21 protein-coding genes, 1 pseudogene and 1 riboswitch are annotated in these 21936 nt (G+C 27.3%); of the genes and pseudogenes, 2 read left to right on the forward strand and 20 right to left on the reverse strand.

The genetic code is table 11. From position 1 onward, the window contains the following. The first annotated feature begins 78 nt into the window (after positions 1–78). A complete protein-coding gene (locus ACTHUW_RS04995) occupies positions 79–1662 on the forward strand; it encodes an ABC-F family ATP-binding cassette domain-containing protein (protein WP_442197558.1) in 1584 nt (527 codons plus the stop codon). A gap of 53 nt (positions 1663–1715) precedes the next feature. Here ACTHUW_RS04995 and hemB read toward each other — a convergent pair whose 3' ends face one another. From hemB to ACTHUW_RS05040, 9 genes and pseudogenes are all read right to left on the reverse strand, one after another. Further along, entirely contained in the window at positions 1716–2690 is a 975-nt protein-coding gene (gene hemB / locus ACTHUW_RS05000) for a porphobilinogen synthase (protein ID WP_442197559.1), read from the reverse strand. A 33-nt stretch (positions 2691–2723) separates the two neighbouring features. Further along, positions 2724–5117, reverse strand: coding sequence for a hydroxymethylbilane synthase (gene hemC, locus ACTHUW_RS05005; protein ID WP_442197560.1), 2394 nt, complete (start codon positions 5115–5117; stop codon positions 2724–2726). Further along, the gene (locus ACTHUW_RS05010; protein WP_442210281.1) at positions 5089–5703 is read right to left on the reverse strand and encodes a precorrin-2 dehydrogenase/sirohydrochlorin ferrochelatase family protein; all 615 of its coding nucleotides are present in this window, start codon (positions 5701–5703) and stop codon (positions 5089–5091) included. Before ACTHUW_RS05010 ends, hemC begins: the two co-directional genes overlap by 29 nt. Positions 5704–5705: 2 nt before the next feature. Then, positions 5706–6071 (reverse strand): sirohydrochlorin chelatase, encoded by a 366-nt coding sequence (locus tag ACTHUW_RS05015; protein WP_442197562.1) that lies wholly within the window; start codon positions 6069–6071, stop codon positions 5706–5708. A gap of 104 nt (positions 6072–6175) precedes the next feature. Next, positions 6176–6354: riboswitch (cobalamin riboswitch) on the reverse strand. 165 nt (positions 6355–6519) lie between these two features. Further along, positions 6520–6662 (reverse strand): annotated as a pseudogene (locus ACTHUW_RS05020) (ISL3 family transposase); the annotation flags it as partial. 333 nt (positions 6663–6995) lie between these two features. Then, a complete protein-coding gene (locus tag ACTHUW_RS05025; protein ID WP_442197563.1) occupies positions 6996–8357 on the reverse strand; it encodes an MATE family efflux transporter in 1362 nt (453 codons plus the stop codon). Further along, positions 8354–8656 (reverse strand): PqqD family protein, encoded by a 303-nt coding sequence (locus ACTHUW_RS05030; protein ID WP_442197564.1) that lies wholly within the window; start codon positions 8654–8656, stop codon positions 8354–8356. Before ACTHUW_RS05030 ends, ACTHUW_RS05025 begins: the two co-directional genes overlap by 4 nt. After that, the gene (locus ACTHUW_RS05035) at positions 8643–9758 is read right to left on the reverse strand and encodes a radical SAM protein (RefSeq protein WP_442197565.1); all 1116 of its coding nucleotides are present in this window, start codon (positions 9756–9758) and stop codon (positions 8643–8645) included. Before ACTHUW_RS05035 ends, ACTHUW_RS05030 begins: the two co-directional genes overlap by 14 nt. 234 nt (positions 9759–9992) lie before the next feature. Then, on the reverse strand, positions 9993–11372 hold the full coding sequence (locus tag ACTHUW_RS05040; protein WP_442197566.1) for a radical SAM protein: 1380 nt from the start codon (positions 11370–11372) through the stop codon (positions 9993–9995). A 530-nt stretch (positions 11373–11902) separates the two neighbouring features. Here ACTHUW_RS05040 and ACTHUW_RS05045 point away from each other — a divergent pair. Further along, the gene (locus ACTHUW_RS05045; protein ID WP_442197567.1) at positions 11903–13231 is read left to right on the forward strand and encodes a tetratricopeptide repeat protein; all 1329 of its coding nucleotides are present in this window, start codon (positions 11903–11905) and stop codon (positions 13229–13231) included. Between the two features lie 195 nt (positions 13232–13426). Here ACTHUW_RS05045 and ACTHUW_RS05050 read toward each other — a convergent pair whose 3' ends face one another. Genes ACTHUW_RS05050 through ACTHUW_RS05100 form a run of 11 tightly spaced genes read right to left on the reverse strand, consistent with a single transcriptional unit; the run spans position 13427 to position 21934 of the window. Continuing rightward, on the reverse strand, positions 13427–14173 hold the full coding sequence (locus ACTHUW_RS05050; protein WP_442197568.1) for a cobalt-precorrin-6A reductase: 747 nt from the start codon (positions 14171–14173) through the stop codon (positions 13427–13429). Beyond that, a complete protein-coding gene (cobJ, locus tag ACTHUW_RS05055) occupies positions 14170–14907 on the reverse strand; it encodes a precorrin-3B C(17)-methyltransferase (RefSeq protein ID WP_442197569.1) in 738 nt (245 codons plus the stop codon). Before cobJ ends, ACTHUW_RS05050 begins: the two co-directional genes overlap by 4 nt. Next, entirely contained in the window at positions 14900–15925 is a 1026-nt protein-coding gene (cbiG, locus tag ACTHUW_RS05060; RefSeq protein WP_442197570.1) for a cobalt-precorrin 5A hydrolase, read from the reverse strand. Before cbiG ends, cobJ begins: the two co-directional genes overlap by 8 nt. Then, positions 15922–16680: a precorrin-4 C(11)-methyltransferase gene (gene cobM / locus ACTHUW_RS05065; protein WP_442199111.1), complete on the reverse strand. Its 759-nt coding sequence runs from the start codon at positions 16678–16680 to the stop codon at positions 15922–15924. The genes cbiG and cobM overlap by 4 nt, the downstream gene beginning before the upstream one ends. Further along, the gene (cobI, locus tag ACTHUW_RS05070) at positions 16681–17385 is read right to left on the reverse strand and encodes a precorrin-2 C(20)-methyltransferase (RefSeq protein ID WP_442197680.1); all 705 of its coding nucleotides are present in this window, start codon (positions 17383–17385) and stop codon (positions 16681–16683) included. It lies immediately after the preceding gene. A gap of 5 nt (positions 17386–17390) precedes the next feature. Then, the gene (cbiT, locus tag ACTHUW_RS05075; protein ID WP_442197681.1) at positions 17391–17966 is read right to left on the reverse strand and encodes a precorrin-6Y C5,15-methyltransferase (decarboxylating) subunit CbiT; all 576 of its coding nucleotides are present in this window, start codon (positions 17964–17966) and stop codon (positions 17391–17393) included. After that, positions 17959–18582, reverse strand: coding sequence for a precorrin-6y C5,15-methyltransferase (decarboxylating) subunit CbiE (gene cbiE, locus ACTHUW_RS05080; RefSeq protein WP_442197682.1), 624 nt, complete (start codon positions 18580–18582; stop codon positions 17959–17961). The genes cbiT and cbiE overlap by 8 nt, the downstream gene beginning before the upstream one ends. Next, positions 18575–19690, reverse strand: a complete 1116-nt coding sequence (cbiD, locus tag ACTHUW_RS05085) for a cobalt-precorrin-5B (C(1))-methyltransferase CbiD (RefSeq protein ID WP_442197683.1) — start codon at positions 19688–19690, stop codon at positions 18575–18577. Before cbiD ends, cbiE begins: the two co-directional genes overlap by 8 nt. A gap of 8 nt (positions 19691–19698) precedes the next feature. Further along, entirely contained in the window at positions 19699–20316 is a 618-nt protein-coding gene (locus tag ACTHUW_RS05090; protein WP_442197684.1) for a precorrin-8X methylmutase, read from the reverse strand. A 6-nt stretch (positions 20317–20322) separates the two neighbouring features. Next, entirely contained in the window at positions 20323–21195 is an 873-nt protein-coding gene (locus tag ACTHUW_RS05095; RefSeq protein ID WP_442197685.1) for a GHMP family kinase ATP-binding protein, read from the reverse strand. Then, the gene (locus ACTHUW_RS05100) at positions 21182–21934 is read right to left on the reverse strand and encodes an AIR synthase related protein (protein WP_442197686.1); all 753 of its coding nucleotides are present in this window, start codon (positions 21932–21934) and stop codon (positions 21182–21184) included. The genes ACTHUW_RS05095 and ACTHUW_RS05100 overlap by 14 nt, the downstream gene beginning before the upstream one ends. Positions 21935–21936: the final 2 nt, after the last annotated feature.

Genomic DNA, 21936 nt, shown 5'->3' on the forward strand with positions numbered 1-21936 from the left:
AAAAAATATATAAAGTTATCAAATAATGTGATATACTTAAGCTTAATGCAAAACTATATGTAGAGGATGATAATTAAATTGATACAAGTAACTAATGTAAGTTTAAGATATGGGGATCAAAAACTTTTTAATGATGTAAATTTAAAGTTTAACCCTGGAAATTGTTATGGAATTATAGGTGCTAATGGAGCTGGTAAATCTACTTTTTTAAAGATTTTATCAGGTGAAATAGAAGCTAATACTGGAGATGTAGGCATTCCAAAAGATGCTAGAATGAGTGTTTTAAAGCAAGATCATAATATATATGACGATTATTCTGTTCTAGAAACAGTTATAATGGGTAATTCTAGACTTTATGAAATAATGAAAGAAAAAGATGCTATATATATGAAAGAAGATTTTTCAGATGCAGATGGTATAAAAGCATCAGAACTAGAAGGAGAATTTGCTGAATTGAATGGTTGGGAAGCAGAAGCTGAAGCTTCATCACTACTTCAAGGACTAGGAATACCAACTGACATGCATGAGAGGAAAATGAATGAGCTAACAGGTTCAGAAAAAGTAAAGGTCATTTTATCACAAGCATTATTTGGTAAACCAGAAATTTTGATACTAGATGAGCCTACTAACAACTTAGATATTAAATCTATAAATTGGTTAGAAGATTTTTTAATAGATTTTGAAGGTACAGTTTTAGTTGTATCTCATGATAGGCATTTCTTGAATACCGTATGTACTCATATATGCGATATAGATTTTGGTAAAATTAAATTATTTGTAGGTAATTATGATTTTTGGTATGAATCTAGCCAATTAGCCCAAAGCATGATGAAAGATCAAAATAAGAAAAAAGAAGAAAAAGTAAAAGAGTTACAAGCATTTATTACTCGATTTAGTGCCAATGCATCTAAATCTAAACAAGCTACTTCTCGTAAAAAATTACTTGAAAAAATAACTATAGATGATATAGCTCCTTCTAATAGAAAATATCCTTTTGTTGGATTTAAACCTGAAAGAGAAGTTGGAAATGATATCTTGATGGTAGAAGATTTAAATAAAACTATTGATGGTGAAGTTATATTAAAAGATGTGAACTTCACTGTAAATAAAGGAGATAAGATAGCTTTTGTTGGAGATGAAATTTCTATAACCACATTGTTTAAGATATTGATGGAAGAAGATGAAGCTGATAGTGGAAGCTTTAAATGGGGAGTAACTATAACAAAATCATATTTTCCAAATGATAATTCAGAGTTCTTCAATGATGTAGATTTGAACTTAGTTGATTGGATGAGACAATTTTCTGAAGATCAATCAGAAAGCTATTTAAGAGGCTTTTTAGGAAGAATGCTTTTCTCAGGTGAAGAAGCCCTAAAGAAGGCTAAGGTACTTTCAGGTGGAGAAAAAGTGAGATGCATGCTATCTAAGATGATGCTTAGTAGTGCCAATGTATTGATACTTGATCAACCTACCAACCATTTAGACCTTGAATCAATCACAGCAGTAAATAATGGTTTAAGAGATTATAAATCAAATATATTATTCACATCACATGACCACCAATTTATCGATACAGTAGCAAATAGAATAATAAAAGTAACTAAAGAAGGCATTATTGATAAAATGATGACTTATGATGAATTTTTGAAAAAAATAGGATAAACAAAAGGGATATATTCAGCTGAATATATCCCTTTTATTATTACTATAAAAGCTTATGCATTTTTTAATTTCTCTGCTACTTCTTTTGCAAAATATGTTATTATGATGTCTGCTCCTGCTCTTTTTATAGCAAGTAGAGACTCCATTATTACTTTTTCATCCATTAAACCATTTTCTATAGCCATCTTAAGCATTGCATATTCCCCACTTACATTATATGCAGCTATTGGAATATTGTAATTTTCATCTACTCTTCTGATTACATCAAGATATGCTAGAGCAGGTTTAACCATTATTACATCGGCACCCTCTTTGATATCAAGTTCTGCTTCTCTAAGTGATTCATTTGGATTTGCAAAATCCATTTGATAGCTACTTCTATCTCCAAATTTAGGTGCTGAATCTGCAGCATCTCTAAATGGTCCATAGTATGATGAAGCGTATTTTACACTATAGCTCATTATAGGAATTTCTGTATATCCTTCCCTATCAAGTGTATTTCTCATGTTTTCTACCCTTCCATCCATCATATCTGATGGAGCTACCATATCAGCACCTGCTTTTGCATGACTTATTGCTACTTTTGAAAGTTTTTCAAGAGTCTTATCATTTTCTACCTCTCCACAATCACTTAATAAACCACAATGTCCATGATCTGTATACTGGCATAAGCATATATCTGTGATTATATATACATCTTCAACCTCTTTTTTTACCTCTCTTATTGCTCTTTGAACTATACCATTATCATCATAAGCACTAGATCCAACACTATCTTTTGAATTAGGTAATCCAAAAAGTAATATATAATGAATACCTAAATCAGTTAATTCCTTTACTTCCTCAATTAATTTATCTACTGAGAAATGATAGCTATTAGGTAGTGACGGTATTGGTTTTTTTACATTTTCTCCTTCAACTACAAATAATGGATACACTAAATCATTTATATCTAATTTAGTTTCTCTTACCAAATCTCTTACTAATGCACTTTTTCTAAGTCTTCTTGATCTGTTTTTTAAAGTCATTTTTACACTCTCCATTTTTTATCTTATATTTTTTTATTTTATATCTTTAATAATAGTATCTATCATTCCATCTATTGTATATTCACTTGCTTCTTTATAAACATCAAAACCAAATTCATTTATTGTAGATGTTGTAATAGGACCTATTGATATAATTTTTACATCATTTAATAGTTTTTTATTTATATCATCTATAATCTTAAAAAAGTTTTCTACTGTAGAAGAAGAAGTAAATGTAATATAATCTATTTCTTTGTTATTTAATTTCTCAATTAAATTTTCCTTTTCACTATCATCTGCTACCGTAGTATATGTATGAACTTCACACACATTTGATATCTTATTTAATTGTTCTACTATAATTTTTCTTCCCTTTTCTGAGCGAGGTAGAAGTATGTTATCATCTTTTGTCACTTTATTTTTTAATAGTTCATATAATTCTTCAAGCAAATAGGTTTCAGGGGTCAAATCCGCTCTTATTCCATATTCACTTAATTTTCTTGTAGTAGATTTACCTATTGAAACTATTTTAGCTTTACCAATCCACCTAGCATCGTAACCCATATCATACAATTCATCAAAGAATATCTCTACAGCATTATTACTTGTAAATATTATATAGTTATATTTTTCTATATCTTTTATTTCATTTTTTAATTTTTCATTTTTTAGATTTTTTATTTTAATAGTAGGAAATTCTACTGGATTTGCTCCATATTCCTTTAACTTTTTTATCATAGAATCATTTTGTTTTCGTGGTCTGGTTACAACAATATCCTTATCAATAAGTATCTTTTTCTCAAAGAAATTTAGTTTTTCTCTTAAATCAACCACATCTCCTATTACTATAAGACTTGGTGGCTTCATATTTTTTTCTATTGAATACTCATATATTCTATCAAGTCTTTCTGTAATTACCTTTTGACTTGCTGTAGTTGCCCAGTTTATTATGGCAACTGGCGTCGATGGATCCTTTCCTTTTTCCATTAATCCCTTTGTTATTTTTTCTAAATTTTTCATTCCCATCAAAAATACTAAGGTGCCATTTAATTTAGCTATAGATTCAAAATCAAATGCTTTTTCATCATCACTAAAATGTCCTGTAAATACATGGAATGAAGTAGAAATATTTCTAGCAGTTATTGGAATTCCTGCATAAGTAAGGCCTCCTATTGCAGAGGTTATTCCTGGAATTACTTCAAACTCTACTTGATTCTTGTGTAGTTCTTCACCTTCTTCACTACCTCTACCAAATACATAAGGGTCTCCACCTTTTAACCTTACTACTACTTTTCCTTCCTTTGCTTTATCTACAAGGACTTTATTTATTTCATCTTGTTTCATAGTATGTTTATTTGGCTTTTTACCTGCATATATCAGTTCACATGAAGCTTTAACATTTTTTAAAAGATCGTCATTTATGAGCCTATCATATACAACTACATCAGCCTCTTTTAATTTTTCCATTCCCTTTACCGTAATAAGACCTACATCTCCTGGTCCTGCTCCTATAAGATAAACTTTATCTTTAGTCATTTTAAGCTCCTTTAGTACAGATTGTGCAAGTTCTAAACCTAATTTTTCAGCCTCGTCAACTCTTCCTTTTTTCGACTTCCTTACTAATTTTTTCCCATCTTCATCTCCAAATAAGGCATCAAGTCTTATTTGATCACCATCTATACTTGCATATGCTCCTATTGGACTATGGCAGCCTCCATTTACACCCTTTAAAAATGCTCTTTCTGCTTCCACTTGTATGCAGGTTTGTTCACATGCAATAGAGCTTATCATTTCTAATGTTACTTCATCATCTTCCCTTATTTCTATAGCAAGTGCTCCTTGACTGGGAGAAGGTAATACTATGTTTTGCGGTAAATACATTGATATCTTTTCTTGTAAGCCTAATCTATGTATGCCTGCTGCTGCTAGTATTACTCCATGTAAATTTTCACTTTCAATTTTAGCTATTCTAGTTTCTATATTTCCCCTAATAGGAACTATTTCTAAATCATTCCTATATTCTAATAATTGATATTTTCTTCTTTTACTACCTGTCCCAATTTTAGCGCCCTTTGGCAAAGAGTCTAAATCCCTATATCCTTCTTTAAGTATGAGAACATCTCTTGGATCTTCTCTTTCAGGTATAGCTGTAAATTTAAGACCACTTGGTAGTGCTGAAGGCATATCTTTCATACTATGAATTGCAATATCAATTTTTTCATCTAACAATGCATTCTCAAGTTCCTTTACAAATAAACCTTTATCATTTATCTTTTGTAGAGGCATATCTTTAAATTTATCACCTTTAGTTTGAATTATTTGTATTTCAAATTGCACATTAGGATTTTTTTCTTTTAGTCTTTCAACTACCCACTTAGATTGAGTAAGGGCTAGTTTACTACCTCTGGATCCTATCTTTATTTTCATAGAGCTTTTTTCTCTCCTTTAAATCATCAATACTTAAATTTATTATTTGCTTTAATATTTCCTTTTTTTTATTTTCATCATCACATTTTTCTTTCACTAACTCTCTTATATCACCTAATAGATTTAATCTTAAAATATATTCTTCATTATATTTTCCTTCTATTTCAAGGCATATCTTTTTTGCAAGAGATGGACTTTTACCATTTGTTGAAATAGATATTGTAAGATCTCCTCTTTTTATAGATGAAGGAACTATAAAGTCAGAATACATATCACTTATGTTATTAAATAATATATTTTCATCCTTACAATCATTAGATATCTTTTGATTTAAGACCTTATCATCAGTTGCAGCTATTACTAAAAATGAATTTAAAATATATGTCTTTTTATATTTATCTTTAATAATACTTATTTTATCTTTATATTTATAAATCTCTTCATTTATATTAGGTGCTATAAGAGTTATATTTGCATCATAGTCCACTAGTTTTTTTAACTTTCTATATGCAATATTTCCCCCACCTATTATTGCTATTTTTTTATTCTTTATATTTAACATAATAGGATAAAAGTCACTATTCATTTTTACTCAACGCTTTCTGCACGCTCAAGTAATATATCAGCTAAAGCTGGAACAGTTCCAAGTGGGCTAGATACTTTGAAATTAACATCTTCATATTTTTCATCTAATCCTTTTATTATCTCAGGTATATCTTCTTTTATATGAATTCCTTTATATAGGAAATATGGCACTACTATTATATCTTTTATATTTTCATTCACCATTTCTTCAACTACTTGAGGTATGAATGGCTCAGATATCTCCATAAAAGCACCTCTTACTATATATTCATCAGTTCTTTCTCTTACTATATCTACCATCTCCATAAAACCTTTTTTTGCATCTTTTGTTCTACTGCCATGCCCTATAATTAACAATCCCTTTTTCATTAGATCACCTTTTCCTATTTATTTTTGCATAAAAAAATCCCACAACTAAGGTAGGATTAAATATACTAATATATTATACTCGTAATCCCTTCCCACCGAAGTTTAACTTTTCATAAAATCAGGCAGGTCTCCTGGCTTCCATCATCCTACTTTCTCTCCTTCCCATTCTAAAATGAATAGTGGATGTGAGATTTCGTTATGGTTACAGTAGCGGGGGCTGCAGAGGAATCTAACCTCTTTCCCTATTAATCATAAATCATGAACCTAATTTTAATATTCGATTTTTATTGTTAAGTTTATAATATCACTTGTTGGAGGGGATGTAAATATTAATTTAAATTAAAGAATCTAACTTAAAATAATTCATGAATCAAGTAATTAAACAATCACTAACATTTTAAAAGAAACAGGACCTTAATTTACAATTAAAAGTAAGTTATTTTCATAGTTAATCGAATTTACTCATCTCTTCAATTATAGGAATTTTCTTCCTTAGAGCTTCAAAACTACATCTACTATACTCGACTCTTTTAATTACTTTTATTTTATTTACGCATCTTCTACTAAACCGTTACTATAATCATATATAATTGAGTCTTTAAATCCTTCAACCTCCCTACAAATTTCATTAATAAACCTATTGATACCTAAAATGTTAAATAATTTTTCTCCTTAAATCCACTTATCTAATTTATCTAGCTTTTTATTAAATAAAATTTATTTAATGTATTTAATCAAGTCATATATCTTAGAAATGTCTACTTTAGAAGTATTATATCTTCAAGATATCTTTTTTAATTTTTAAAATAATTCTTGTCTACAATAATTTTACTCTAAGAATATAAACTACTAATAAATATAGTCAAATAGACAAATATATTGTAGAGTTAAATTTAAATTATCAAATATAATACTTTTGTCAGGTTAAGTTTTTGTGATAATTATATTAACATTAGAAAAAGTATCTCCTTTTAAATATTGATAATATTTTTTGCTAAAAACAATATATAATAAAATGAAATTTAAAGCTTGACTTAATAATATACCATAGATTCCAAAATTCATTTTTATTGAAAATATATACATAGATAGAACAGCAATAAATCCTGATATAAAACTCACATATAATACATATTTTGATTTTCCAATTGTTTGTAAACTATATCTATAAATTGTACTAAATGATTTAAGGAAATTAACTGCTAAGAAAGCAATAATAAGCTCACTGACCATATTTATTAAATTTTTATTTTCTGTATATAAAATTCCAATTTTATTTTTGAATAATATAACTATAATTGATAAAATAAAATATATTGCACAAGATAAAGATATTCCACAACGAGGTATTATTTTGAGATCTTCTAAATTTTTCTTTCCTGTTGCTTCTCCTAAAACTGTAATTATAGCATTTCCATACATATACATTGGTAATGTAATTATTCCTAGAATTTGATATAAGATTGTATATGATCCTAGTTGTAATTCTCCTATTTTTACTAAAATCATATTAAGTAGTATGCCTAAAATGCTTCCTTCTAATATTTCTTGACCCATGAATGGAATCATATTAATAAAATTTATTTTAATTCCCTGTAAAAGATTTCTTATATTTGAAAAATCATATTTAATATATTTTTTTGAAAGATAGATATAAATAATTAAATTTATTAAAACTGCAATAATTGAACCTATTGCATTTCCTAAAGTTTCTAATCTCGGAAATCCAAAGTTTCCAAATATAAGAATATAATCTAATGTAATATTAATCAAAGAAGAAATCATAGAAGAAAACATAATATATTTTGTCTTTTTCTCTATCTTAAAAATAGTACCATATGTGAATAATAACATTTGAATAGGTAAATTAAAAATCATTACCTTAATAAAAATCAAAGATTGCTTCAAAGTATCACCATATATTCCATAAATAGCTTTTAATATAAGGTCTCCAGCCAAGATGAAAATTAACATAATTGGTAATGATATAATCAAACTTAATAATATTGCTTGATTAAATTGTATATTATATTCTTTTTTGTTTTTTTCGCCTTTAGCTTTAGAACCCTTCATATTAAAAATAACAGCTACGTATCCTAATATACCTACAATTAAAGAAAGTAGTTGTGAAGTTAGATTTATACCATTAAATGCTTCTAAAGAAATTCTTCCTATCATAGCTTGATCAACTATTTGAATTAACATAGATGATATATATTGTAATATTAATGGAAAGGCAATAATATTTAATTCTTTAATTCTACCCTTAAATACATTATCAATCATGAGATATACTCGAAGTTTAGTAGATTTTTATTTATAATATTTTTAAATGGAATACTTTCTATAAAGTTATCTATAGTTAATTTAGCCTGTGCTATAGAAACTTGATATTTATCACAAAAATAAGTTATTAAATCTTCATATTTTTTTTCATTAGCTAAAAAATACAATATTTCTGCTCCGGTATCATTCATAGTATAGAATTCTAATGCAATTGGATCAAAAATAAGAAAATATTTTTTTTCACGTCTAATTATCAATACTTTTTCTCCATATATTTTAAAATTATTAATTTCTTTCAATTTGTTCACACTCCTCAAAAAAACAGCTGTTATCAGAACCGTACAAGTCATTTGTTAAGTTATAAGCGGATGATCGACAACCTCCTCCACACCAATTCAAATCACATTCGGCACATTTCCCGTTTAAGTTTTTCACTTCTATTTCTCTTAACTTATTGAAAATTTTGGAGTGTTTCCATATATTGACTATACTTTCATTCTTTATATTACCTGCTTTAAACTCATTAATACCAATCATTAAGTCACATCCATAAATGTCTCCATTATAATTTACTGAACAGGATTTTATACCAGCTTGGCAAGATATTTCACGTTTATTACTAGAATTTTGTTCTAAAGATTGATTCCATAAATATAAAAGATTTAATTTATTATAATATTTTAATGGAAAATAAAACATCCAAAATATATTACTTTCATTAGGTGGAATAATTTTGAAATTCAAATTAATTTCGTTTTTAAGCTTCATATCTGTTAATTTCATAAATACAGGATACCATTTATCTTTACTTAAGATAAATTGACCATTGGAAGCTCTGCCAGTTGAACAAACTACCATTACACTAAGATATTCTATGCCTATAGATTCATTAAATTTGATTGTATTAATTAAGTCATCTATATTATTTTCTGATAATGTAAATAAAGTAGAAACTGGCAAGTTATATTCTTTTAAAATTTTTATAGCATTAACTACTCGTTTAAAGTCCCCATCACCTCTAAATCTATCATGATTCTTACTTGAACTTCCATCTAGGGTAATACATACTCTATCAAATCTATATTTCTTAAGTTTTTTTGCAAAATAATCAGTTATAAAACTTCCATTTGTATTTATTACTATTGCAAAATCATATTTTTGAGCCTCAAATAATATATCAAAGAAATCTTCTCTTATGAAAGGTTCTCCTCCACTTAATGAAATTCTGTGTACATTCATTTTATCAAGCTCAAAAAAAAGTTTTTTAAAATCACTAAGCGTTAGCTCATCATTAATCTCAACATCAGGACTGGCGCTAGCATAACAATATTCGCAACTTAAATTACATCTATTCGTGATACTTATATCTACTAATGCTGGTGCTTCATAACTATCTCTCATATATTGCTCCTTTCATCATAAGGTAGAAGGATGGTCTAATTAGACCATCCTTCTACTTTATAATTTATATTATAGTCATAAATTATAAGGTGAATAATTGAATATTTAAAATTACATTAATATTAATGTTTACCCCAAATTGCCATTCTTTCAATTGAAGCTTGAATAGTTTTTACATTAGGTTTAGAATATTCTTTCTTTTCAACTTGCTTTTTTTCTATTTTATTCATAAAATTATCCTCCTTTCTTTTGATTAATATACTTACGATTAAAATCTATAATACTTAGATGATTTAAATCGATTAGTACCTCAAGGCAATCATTTTCAAAATCTGTATAATCAATGTTGTAATTAGAACCATTATAAATATTTTTAATAGTTTCTTTTACTAAAACTTTTTCATCTAAACTTTCATATAATTTTTTAGTAATATCATCAATAACTGTAAAAGTTCTATTCTTAAAATTTAAGAACTTTAATTGACTTTGATCATATTTATTTATATATAATCTTTTTATTATAGGTTTTGATAATAATATTATGTTTTTATATTTCATTATCCTTTCCTTAGCTATTTGACACTCTAGTGAATCAGTTTCATCGCTAAAAGGACAAGGTTTACATGTATTTTTAAATTCACAACTTATACAGGTTTTGTTATTATGATAATTTTTACTATTTCTTGTAAAATTATAAAAACCAATGAATTCTTGATTAAATTCTAGATCATTTTCATAATTCAAAAAATTTATTTTTTCTTTAAACTTAAATTTATTCATGTGATTAAGGATTACTCTACAAGGATAAATAAACCCTTCTGAATTTATATAATATTCTTCATCACCACCATTACATCTAACATCAGTTTCTACCCAATTATTGACATCATAATTATATTTAATTTTTAAATATTTTTTTAATTGTTTCTTACATACAACTTCAATATATAAATTTGGAATATTTTTTGTTATATCAATTAATTTCTCTAATGAATCAATTGCCTTTATTTTATTAATTCCTAACTCATTCCAATTTTTTTCAGCATTACCTTCTATATCTAAGAAAGATAGTAAAATAGAATTTATTTTTGTATGATATATTATATCTATAATGTTATCAACATTTTTGTAATTAATTCCATTAATTGTAAATGATATTGAGATTTTAGTATTTGTTTTTAAAACATTGTTTATTTCAATTAGTTGTTTTATATTTTCTATTACTTTTTCAAAAGTTCCCATACCTCTTATTTTATCATTATCAGTTTTAGTAAAACCATCTAAGCTAATAATAATAGAAGATATTCCTGAATTTAATAGTGCTTTTGATAGGATTTTATTTAATAACAATGCATTTGTTGTTATGCCTACAGATATTCCTTCACTATTCAATCTAGAAATTATTTCTGAAAGGTTATTTATAATTAAAGGTTCCCCTCCCAGTAAATGTAAATCTGTAAAATTATTAATTTTAAGGTTATTTATAAAGTTTTGTAATTCAATTTCATCAATATGATATTTATTAAATTTATTACTTTTATCAACAATATTATAACAGTGTTTACATCTTAAATTGCAAGCATCTGTAATATCCCATTTAGCTAATCTATTCACTCCTATATACCCTCTTTCAAATAATTACACTTATTAATAGTATTACAATCTATCTTAAGTATATATTATGATAATATATGTAATTTTACTCTAAGTCGATAATAAAAAATGATTATTTAAAATTAATGCATAAATTATATTAACAAACGTCGTTTTTCAAATATAATCTACTATTATAATTATAATTCCACAAGTGTATCCTATACATTTTATTCTAAGATACATTAACATTAAACATATAATTCTAATTCTTAATATTCTTACTTTTCAAACTCAAATCTAATAAACAACTTTCTAATTAATTTATCTTAAATAATTATTTATTTAATAATATCAAAAAACAATAATATTGTCAATAATTTTTAGTTTTTTTTTCACTTTTTTCATTTAATAAGTTTTTAATATATAAATATAACAAAAATACTACACAAATAGCTAATTTATATCTTTATTTTTTCACATGTATATTATATAATAATATTGAATTCATAATTATGAATTCAATATTATTATAAACAAAGGAGTAAGATATGCTAGACCAGAATAAAATTTTATCATCAGGAGAGAAAATCCGCTCTCTAAGAAAATTATTAAAGGCAAATCAGAATGATATAACAAAAGGCAATTTTAATAGAAGTCTTCTTAGTTATATTGAAAATGACAAAGCTCCCTTATCACAAAAAGTTTCGGAAGTTATATCTAAAAATATAAATAAAATAGCTAAAGAAAAAAATATACCTCTAAATATAACAGCAGATTACTTATTAGAAGATGATATTACACAGGTTAGAAAAATAACTAGTAGATTATTAGATGAATTAAGTTATATAGATAACATTAATAGTGATATATTTATTCAAAAAATAGATGAGTTAAAAAAATTCTTTAAAAATTATGATGTGAAAGATTTAGAGTTGAAGTTTTACAATTTATTAGCTGGTTTATATTATCAAAATAAAGAATATAATAATAGTTATTTATCCTATTTACAAGCTTTAGAAGCATGTGTATTAAATAAGAATAATATTAATTGTAAAATAGAAATATTATTAAATATGTCAAAATGTACTATTTCGACAAAAAATTATGAAGAAACAATTTTAATAGATAAATATGCTCTAGCAATTTTAAAGATAAATAATATTATAAATAACACTTTTTATAAAAGAGCCTATTTTAATTTAGCTTTAAGCTATAAAAATTTGGGACAATATGAAGAAAGTTTAAAAATGTTAGAAATAATAGAAAATGAGAATTTTTCACTTACTTCTAAACAAAAGAGTAATATATATGTTTTAAAAGGTAATTGTTACTTAAGAATGAATCAGTTTAAAGCTTCAGAAGAAAACTATAAGAATGCCCTCAAGATATCTATAGATAATAATGTTAAAGATGAATTATGGATAACTTATTACAATTTATCTAATATTTATTTTAAAACAAATAAACTAGATAAATCAATTTTCTATGGAGAAAAAGCTCTAAACCTAAAAGAAAATGACAGAGATGGGGATTTAACCTCTACATTAATACTTTTAAGTGAAATTTATATGAAAAATAAAAACTTAACCAAAGCTGAAGAATATATATTGGAGTCTATAGCCATTTTAGAAAAAAATAATATGAATATGGAGCTAATTATAAAAGCATATACTTTACTTTTACAAATTTATTCAATAGAAGATAATTATAAGAAAATAGAAAAATTAGCCAAAGAAATAGAGAAATTGTTTCAATATAATATGACAGAATTAGAAACAAGTAAAACAAAAGAACTACTGATAAAAACAGGGTATTATTTTATGGAGAGAGATTTTTATAAAGCTAAGCTTTTTATAAATAAAGGTTTAAATATGTAAAAAGGGGGATAATTCACATGAAAAAATTAATTACTATATTATTAATTGGATTATTATTTTTATCTATTGGCAGTGCAACACATGCTGATGAAAAAGATCCAGGTCCATGGAGTATAGAATACACTAATTAAAATAAGGAAAAAGCACATTATGTGCTTTTTCCTTATTTTACGTTCTCTTACTTATGCTTAAAATCTATTTTAAGTATATATTCTCAACTAATTCTCTCACACTATCATACTTATTAGGATAATCTATATGTGGTCTATCTATCAATAGTACCTTTATATCCCTATCTATTGCTGCTTGTATTTTTTCATTTGTACCACCTATGTCTCCACTATCTTTTGTTACTATATATTTTATATTGTAAAATTCATAGATAGCTTTGTTAAAATCAGTGGAAAATGGGCCTTGAAGTGCTATTATTCTTTTGGGTAAAAATCCTAAATCAGTGCATTTTTTAACTACATTTGCTGTAGGTAGAACTCTTATATATAAGTTATCTTTGAAATTTACATTTTCAAATTTATCTAGATTATTACTTCCTGTTGTTAGAAGTGTATTTCCTTTTGCTTTTTCTAAATATTTTATTACTTCTTCATATGACGAAAATCTATCTATTTTTTCATAAGATATTTCTTCTCTTTCAAATCTAAAATATTTAATATTTGATTCTTCTGCTGCTTTTATAGCATTTTTTGAAACTTCTGCTGCATATGGATGCGTGGCATCTACTATAGTTTTTATATTATATTTTTTTATTAAAGCTATCATATCATCTATATCTAACCGCTCTGATATGACTTTTAATTTTGGATGAATCTTAAATAATTTACCACCATATTCTGTAGCTGTTGTTGCAAGTACAGTTTGGTTGTTTTTTAGTAATTTTTCTACTATTTCCCTACCATCTTCTGTACCGGATAAGACTAATATCATATTTTATAGCCTCTTGGTGTCACCATTTTACCACAATCTACGTATGATTTAGAATTTCCTATTATAACTGTTGTAAACATATCTATATTATAATCTAACATATTTTCTAAATCTGTTATTGTAGTTTCTTCACCTTCTCTTTTTGCATTTCTTACTATTGCTACAGGTGTGGATTTATCCTTGTGTTTTAAAAATATATCTCTTGCTATTACGATTTGCTCTGTTCTCTTTTTGCTTCTAGGATTATATATCGCTATTACAAAATCTCCTTCTGCTACTAGTTCTAGTCTCCTTTTTATAAGATCCCAATCTGTAAGCAAATCACTTAAACTTATTGTAACAAAATCATGCATAAGAGGTGCACCTACAGAGGATGCTGCTGCGCTTGAAGCTGAAACTCCTGGTACTATCTCTACTTCCACATCACTTTTATGTTTCATTACAATCTCAAGCATTATACCAGCCATGCCATATATTCCTGGATCTCCACTGCTTACAAGTGCTACAGTTTTACCTTCTTCAGCATATTCTAATGTCTTTTCACATCTTTCTACTTCCTTTTTCATTTGAGATGATACTATTTTTTTATCATCTATTAAATCACTTACAAGTTCTATATATGTTTTATATCCTATTATAATATCTGATTGCTCTATAGCGTGTGCTGCCCTAAAGGTCATATGTTCCTTATCTCCTGGTCCTATACCTACTACATAAATTTTTCCTTTACTCATTGTTTTCCTCCCAAATAGATATTGTGATGCCATCCATCTTAGTTTTTTTTCTTATACATTTACCCTTCTTACTTTCTATATATCCTACAGGTTCAGAAACGGCAGAAACACCTATGGTCTTTTTCACAAATTCAGAACCGTGAAAGAGGTCTTCTACTCTTTTTATATCTTTCCTATCAATTATTTTAAGTGGAACATTCAATTCTTTTGCTGCATCTATTAGCCCAGCTTCATCTTTTTTGACATCTACCGTTGCTATACTTTTTATACTTTTAATATATAGTTTGTCTTCATCCATAGCTTTATATATTGCATCTAATATTCTTGATTTTTCCATTCCTTTTCTGCAACCTATGCCTAATATTATATTTCTTGGTATAAGTACTGATTTATTTATATCATAATCTTTTATTTTATTTGTTATATCTATTAGGCTTGTCACATTTTTAAATTCTTCATCATCTTGAAAGACAAGATTTTTGACTAGCCTTTCATCTATAAGAACATCAGATTTTATTCCTACTTTTTTTCCATTTACTATGTGAGCCGTGACTATTTTGGCATCTTCCATATTTTCTATAGAAAAATCATATTTTTTTCCTATCATATCTACAGATAATACATCATTTACATCAGATGATGTGGTTATAACTGGTGTAGCACCTATTAATCCCGATATATATATTGCCTTTTCATTTGCACCGCCAATATGTCCTGAAAGTAGGCTTATAATATGGGCTCCACCTTCATCCATTACAAGTATAGCAGGGTCTTTCCTCTTATCTTTTATATGTTTTGCTATAAGCCTTACTACAATACCACTTGCCATTATAAAAAGTAAGCTATCATAATTTTTAAAAAAATACTCTATATTATCAGATAATTTTCCATTTAAGCTCTTAAATTTTCCATCATTATATTTACCCAAGGTATAAATAGGTGTATCTTTTAAATGCCTTTTTATTTCTAAAGCTTTTTCTAGCCCACCTTTTGTAAGGGTTATTACTGCTAATTTCACTTTTTAGCATCCCTATATTCATGTGAAAAATTCTTATCATATAGTTTTGACAAGCTATATTTATCTCCTAGGAAGTTTCCTACAAGTATTTGAGCAGTTTTTCTTATATCAGCTTCTTCTACTTTTTTTGATATATCCTTTAATGTTCCTTCTACTATTTTTTCATCTGGCCAAGTGGCTTTTTGTACTACTGCAACGGGAGTGTTTTCATCATAATGTGTAAGTAGCTTTTCTACTACTTTATCCATCATTTGTATAGACAAAAATATTGCCATAGATGATTTGTGACTTGCTAATTTTTCTAAACTTTCAAGTTCAGGTACTGGAGTTCTGCCTTCAAGTCTTGTACAAATTACACTTTGAGATACATCTGGAAGTGTGAATTCTTTGTTTAATGCTGCAGCTGATGCTACAAATGAACTTACTCCTGGTATTACTTTTGACTTTATATTTAATTCATCTAATCTATCAATTTGTTCTCTTATTGCTCCATATATACTAGGGTCCCCTGTATGAACTCTAGCTACTAGTTTATTTTCTTTTACTCCTTTTTCTATTGTCTCTATTACTTCTTCAAGTGTCATAGATGCACTATTATGAAGTTCACTTGAATCTTTTCTGCAATTTAAAATATCTTTATTTACAAGAGAACCTGCATATATTATTACATCTGCTTTTTCTACTATATTTTTACCTTTAACGGTAATTAAATCAGGATCTCCTGGTCCTGCTCCTATGAAATATACTGCAATCATTTAAATACCTCCTTTTTTTATTATGAGTGTGGAAAGATATGGGACTTCTTTATTTTTTAAATCCTCTATATCATAAGATATATTTTCTTCATCTGTACCACATTTTGATACAAGTACAAATTTATCTTCTAAATTTCTTTCTTCTAAAATTTCAGCTAATCTCTTATGTTCTGTAGAAGGTTTCATAACTACTAAATTGTCGTGGGTCTCTATTAGGTCTTCAAATCCACTTATATTTTTCCTAAGGGGTATTATAGCTAATGTCTCTTCCTGAGATGCTAGAGGTATATTTACTCTGTTAGCTGATGCACAAAATGATGTGATGCCTGGTATAGTTTCAATACTTATATTTTTTTCCTTTAAGAAAGGTAATAGATACATATATGTACTATATACCATCGGATCTCCTATGGTTAAAAAAGCTATGTCTTTTCCTTTTTTTATTAAATCTATTATTATTTCAGAATTATTTTCCCAAGTTTCATTTAATTTTTCTTGATCATAGGTCATTGGAAATTCTAATTTTAATATTTCTGCTTGCCTCTTTAAATATTCTTCTGCAATAGAAAGTGCCACACTTTTACTATCCTTTTTACTTTTAGGGCATATTATAATGTCTATTTTTTCTAAAACTCTTGCTGCTTTTATAGTAAGTAGCTCTGGATCTCCTGGACCTACTCCAATACCATAAAATTTTCCGATCATTTTCTTCACCTCTTAGCTGATATTATATATATTGGATTTGTTCCTATCATCATGGTTAAATCTCCTACAGATTTACCCTTAGATATATTTACATGGACTATATCTATATCTTTAAATTCATTTTGTTTTAGAGAATTTATTGCCTTATATGCATTTTCTATGGTTATAGTGTTTATTACTATTTTCCCTCTATCACTTAATTTTTCATGCGCCCATTTTATTATTTCTTCCATATTCCCAGATGAACCACCAATAAATACCCTGTCAATTTTATCAATATTATTTAAATCCTCTGGTGCTAGTCCTTTTATTATCTCTAAATTTCTTATATCAAAATGTGATCTATTTCTTTTTATAAGTTCTACTGCTTCTTCCTTTTTTTCTATTGCATACACTTTACCTTTTTTTATAATAGATGCTATCTCTATAGATATTGCTCCAGTGCCTGCACCTATATCTATCACTTTAGAATCTTCTTCTAATTCTAATTTTCCTATGCTTATAGCTCTAATTTCAGATTTGGTCATTGGTACTTTTCCTCTTATAAATTCATCATCATTTATAGAAAATACTTTATTCATTATCTACTATCACCACCACATTTAAATTGCTGTTTTTTATTCCTATTATATCCTTTGGGCTTCCTTTATAAATTTTTTCATCATCATATGATAGGTTTTCACCTACATAAATTATTTTGTTTTTTATATTATTATCCACAAGCTCCTTAGCTATCTTTTGAGGATTCCATATTTTATCTGTAAGGATTGCTATTTTTTTGTTTGATTTTACTATTTCTAAAATATCTTCATTTCTTCCATGAAGAGATAAAAAATAAGCATCTTCCCAAGACTCATTTATCCTAGAAAATATATATTGAACTGAGCTGATTCCAGGTATTATATTCATTTCTACATCTTTTAAATTCTTTTTTATAAAAGATTTGAGACTGAAAAATCCTGTATCTCCTGATACTACTACTGCTATAGTTTTATTTTCTATGTTTTCATTTATATAATCTATCATCTTTGAAAGTCCCTTTGAAATATCAAAGGTCTCTTTGTCAGATGTATCAATATTTTCTAAATTTCTTTTAGCTCCTATTATAATATCTGATTCATTTATTTTCTTTCTAGCAATAGGTAGCATATAATCTTCATGCCCTGGTCCCAGACCTATTATGTGAATTTTATTCATCTTTATACCCCGCTAACATTTCTTTTCCTAGATTACATATTCCTAATAATCCATATTTTTTTGAGAAAATTACTGTCCCTATTTTTATTTCGCCATATATTCTAGCCATACATTTTTTGCTTATATTTTCTACAATTACATTAAATAATTCATCTCTATCTTCTGGTTTTATATATTCTATAGCCTTATCTGTAGTTATACTATTTAATATATTTTTTATATCTTCCCTATTTCCACCTATGGCTGCATATTGACTTGCAAGTATCTCCATACGGGCATCTGCTACTTTACTATGCGTATGGAATATTCCGCCCGACACCTTTATCATCTTTCCAATATGTCCTATGAAAAGTATTTCTTCTATATCATATTCTATAGCCTTATCCAGCATAAAGCCTATGAAATTGCTTGTTTTTATAAGAGAGTAATTTTTTAAATTTAATTCGCACGCAAAGTCTCTACCATAGTTCCCTGGTGAAAATATCACCTTTTTTATTCCTTTGTTTTTAAGTGATTTAAGTTCAAGTGCTATAGAGTCCTTAAATGCTTCTTCACTCATAGGTTCAACTATTCCACTAGTTCCAAGTACTGATATTCCGCCCACTATACCTAGTCTTGGATTAAAGGTTTTTTTAGCAATATCTACTCCTTGGGGGATTGCTATGGTGATTTTAACTCCCTTTCCTTGTGGAAGTTCTTCTTTTACTGCAGCAAGAATAGTTTTTCTAGGTACAGGATTTATAGCATATTCTCCTACGCTTGTAGCTAGTCCTTCTTCCGTTACCTTTCCTACACCTATGCCACCTGTTAAGATGATATCTTCACCTTCTATTTTTTCAACTTCTGCAAATACTTTTATTCCATGTGTAGAATCAGGATCATCTCCAGAGTCCTTTGTAATGGAGCATTTCACTTTATTTTCCTTAATTAATATATCTTCCACATCTAAAAATAAATCCCAACCTTTAGGAGTTTTTATTTTTACATTTTCTTGTTTCTCTCCTGTGATAAGCATTCTAGTTGCTGCTTTAGCTGCTGCTGTAGCACATGATCCTGTAGTGTATCCATATTTTAATTTTTTTCCATCTTTAACTACATATCTCTCCATATAATCACCTATATCATATATAAAAGTGCATTTACTATTGCAGCTGCAACAGTGCTTCCACCTTTTCTGCCATTTGTTACTATATATGGTACACCCAAATCCTTTATAGCTTCTTTGGATTCAGCAGCTCCTACAAAGCCCACAGGTACTCCTATTATTAAATCAGGTTTTGGCATTCCATTTTCTATTTTTTCTTTTAAAGTAAAAAGTGCAGTAGGGGCATTTCCTATTGCAAATATTTTTATGCTTTTATTCTTCATTGCCTTTTCTATTGCTACCATAGAGCGAGTGATTTCTCTTTTTTTAGCTTCAATTACTACATCTTCATCATGTACAAAATTAGATACTTCTCCTCCAAGTCCTGCAAGTACTCTTTTGTTTATTCCAGATAGCACCATCTGAGTATCTGCATAAATGTCACAGCCATTTTTAAGTGCATTTATTCCACTTTCTATAGCATCCTCGTGTATTTCTAATATATCGGCATATTCAAAATCAGCAGTAGTATGTATTACTCTTTTCACTACCTTACCAGTTTTCTCATCAAATGTTTTATCTCCTAATTCTTCTGTAATTATTTCAAAGCTGTTTTTCTCTATAGTTTTAGGTTCTTTTACATAAGTCATTCTAACTCACTCCTCTAATAATCTTGGTCCACCATTTATTATCTTGTATTCTTTACTTCTTTTATATTCATTAAAGCTTGCTATATTTTTAAATTCATATAGGAATTTTTCTTTGTCAAATATTTTTTCATCATATAATATACCTGTAACTGTACCACTATGGGCAGTATTTATTCCATAAGCCTTACACTTGATAGATAAAGTATATATTTTATCTAAATCATCTTTAAATAGAAGTTTTTGATTTATAAAGGCAGATAAGCTAGACCCTTTAGCTAATATCTTCATATCATTTTCTTTAAGCCCTTTTTCTACAAAAGCAAAAGCTTTTTTATATTTTGCTTCATTTTTCCTTTTACTAGTATTAGAACTTAATTTGTTGAAATTTATAGTATCAATAATACCTCTTCCTTCTAAGCAAAGTACCTTTAAATTTAATTTAGCATTATACTTTTTTATTAAATTACCATTTAAATAATCAAATAAAGTAATATCTTTAAAAATACTACTGTCAGTTGGTTCTACTTTTACAGCTATTTTTCCTATTTCTTCTTCACTGATATTTTTTCCCATATATTTACTTGTAGCTAATATTGTGGCTGCTAAATCTGCTGTACTACTTGCCATTCCCTTTGCTATTGGAATATCTGAATTTATATTTAAATTTATATCCTTATAAAGACTACTATTATATCCAAAATATTCTAATGTCTTTTTCACACCTTCATAGGCTTTAGGGTATGTTTTTTCTTTTGGAATACCTTCTTTTAATGTCACAGTTGAAAATATATCTATAGGATAAGAAATAAGTGAACTTTTACCATCCATATATCCTTGAAATAATTCTCCACAAGAAGCAGGGCATTTAGTTTTTATCATGAAAATATCCAACTTTAAATACAGGTTTATCTATATCATTTTGTAACTTTTCATAATTTTCATTATCTATACTCACTATAAGACAGGTTGAAGTTCCTGCTGATTTTTTTAAATCTATTTCTTTGTTTTCATATATAGAATATCTTGAGTTATTAGAATAAGCTAATTCCTCTATTTCCTTTAGTATGCCACGAGATCCCACAGGCAGTATTTCATATATATAATCTTTTTCTTTTAATTTAATTATAGTATCTATTGATATTATTTCTCCTTCATCTTCTAATATTTCATTTCCTACTTTTGGTATGCCTACAACAGCTAAAACTGAATTTCTGGGTGTATAAGGCAATTTGAAATTCTTATTATTTAATAGTCCTATTACCGTTATTCCCATACCTGTTTGAACGGTTGGAAAATTTTCTTCTGTGCTTCCTGTAACAACTATATCTTCATCTAAATTTAGTTCATTTAAAAGTTTTTTTATTCCATTTAATATTCCTTGACCAGTAGGATTCATTTCTACTGATAAGGTGTTTATTATTGATATGGGTTCCCCTCCTATTGCAAAAATCTCTGACAAGGCTACATGTAGAGTAAGGTATCCTAAGTTTTCTGGAGATGTCTTTATAAGATCTTTTTCCTTATTTCCTATAGCACCTGCTGAATCACATGAAATTACTAATTTATCATTTTCATTTATATCTATAAAGGTTAAATCTCTAAATTGTTTTGACTGCATGG

The organism is Senegalia sp. (in: firmicutes) (genome assembly GCF_052088025.1).
Lineage (GTDB): Bacteria > Bacillota > Clostridia > Tissierellales > SIT17 > Anaeromonas.

What these genes read in the sequence shown, in the direction of transcription:
- cobJ (WP_442197569.1), bottom strand. Translation starts at nt 14,907, where the DNA reads ATGAGTAAAGGAAAAATTTATGTAGTAGGTATAGGACCAGGAGATAAG.
- ACTHUW_RS05045 (WP_442197567.1), top strand. Translation starts at nt 11,903, where the DNA reads ATGCTAGACCAGAATAAAATTTTATCATCAGGAGAGAAAATCCGCTCT.
- hemC (WP_442197560.1), bottom strand. Translation starts at nt 5,117, where the DNA reads ATGAAAATAAAGATAGGATCCAGAGGTAGTAAACTAGCCCTTACTCAA.
- ACTHUW_RS05025 (WP_442197563.1), bottom strand. Translation starts at nt 8,357, where the DNA reads ATGATTGATAATGTATTTAAGGGTAGAATTAAAGAATTAAATATTATT.
- cbiT (WP_442197681.1), bottom strand. Translation starts at nt 17,966, where the DNA reads ATGAATAAAGTATTTTCTATAAATGATGATGAATTTATAAGAGGAAAA.
- hemB (WP_442197559.1), bottom strand. Translation starts at nt 2,690, where the DNA reads ATGACTTTAAAAAACAGATCAAGAAGACTTAGAAAAAGTGCATTAGTA.
- cbiE (WP_442197682.1), bottom strand. Translation starts at nt 18,582, where the DNA reads ATGAATAAAATTCACATAATAGGTCTGGGACCAGGGCATGAAGATTAT.
- ACTHUW_RS05090 (WP_442197684.1), bottom strand. Translation starts at nt 20,316, where the DNA reads ATGACTTATGTAAAAGAACCTAAAACTATAGAGAAAAACAGCTTTGAA.
- cobI (WP_442197680.1), bottom strand. Translation starts at nt 17,385, where the DNA reads ATGATCGGAAAATTTTATGGTATTGGAGTAGGTCCAGGAGATCCAGAG.
- ACTHUW_RS05015 (WP_442197562.1), bottom strand. Translation starts at nt 6,071, where the DNA reads ATGAAAAAGGGATTGTTAATTATAGGGCATGGCAGTAGAACAAAAGAT.
- ACTHUW_RS05035 (WP_442197565.1), bottom strand. Translation starts at nt 9,758, where the DNA reads ATGAGAGATAGTTATGAAGCACCAGCATTAGTAGATATAAGTATCACG.
- ACTHUW_RS05095 (WP_442197685.1), bottom strand. Translation starts at nt 21,195, where the DNA reads ATGATAAAAACTAAATGCCCTGCTTCTTGTGGAGAATTATTTCAAGGA.
- cbiD (WP_442197683.1), bottom strand. Translation starts at nt 19,690, where the DNA reads ATGGAGAGATATGTAGTTAAAGATGGAAAAAAATTAAAATATGGATAC.
- cobM (WP_442199111.1), bottom strand. Translation starts at nt 16,680, where the DNA reads ATGATTGCAGTATATTTCATAGGAGCAGGACCAGGAGATCCTGATTTA.
- ACTHUW_RS05100 (WP_442197686.1), bottom strand. Translation starts at nt 21,934, where the DNA reads ATGCAGTCAAAACAATTTAGAGATTTAACCTTTATAGATATAAATGAA.
- ACTHUW_RS05050 (WP_442197568.1), bottom strand. Translation starts at nt 14,173, where the DNA reads ATGATATTAGTCTTATCCGGTACAGAAGATGGTAGGGAAATAGTAGAA.
- ACTHUW_RS05010 (WP_442210281.1), bottom strand. Translation starts at nt 5,703, where the DNA reads ATGAATAGTGACTTTTATCCTATTATGTTAAATATAAAGAATAAAAAA.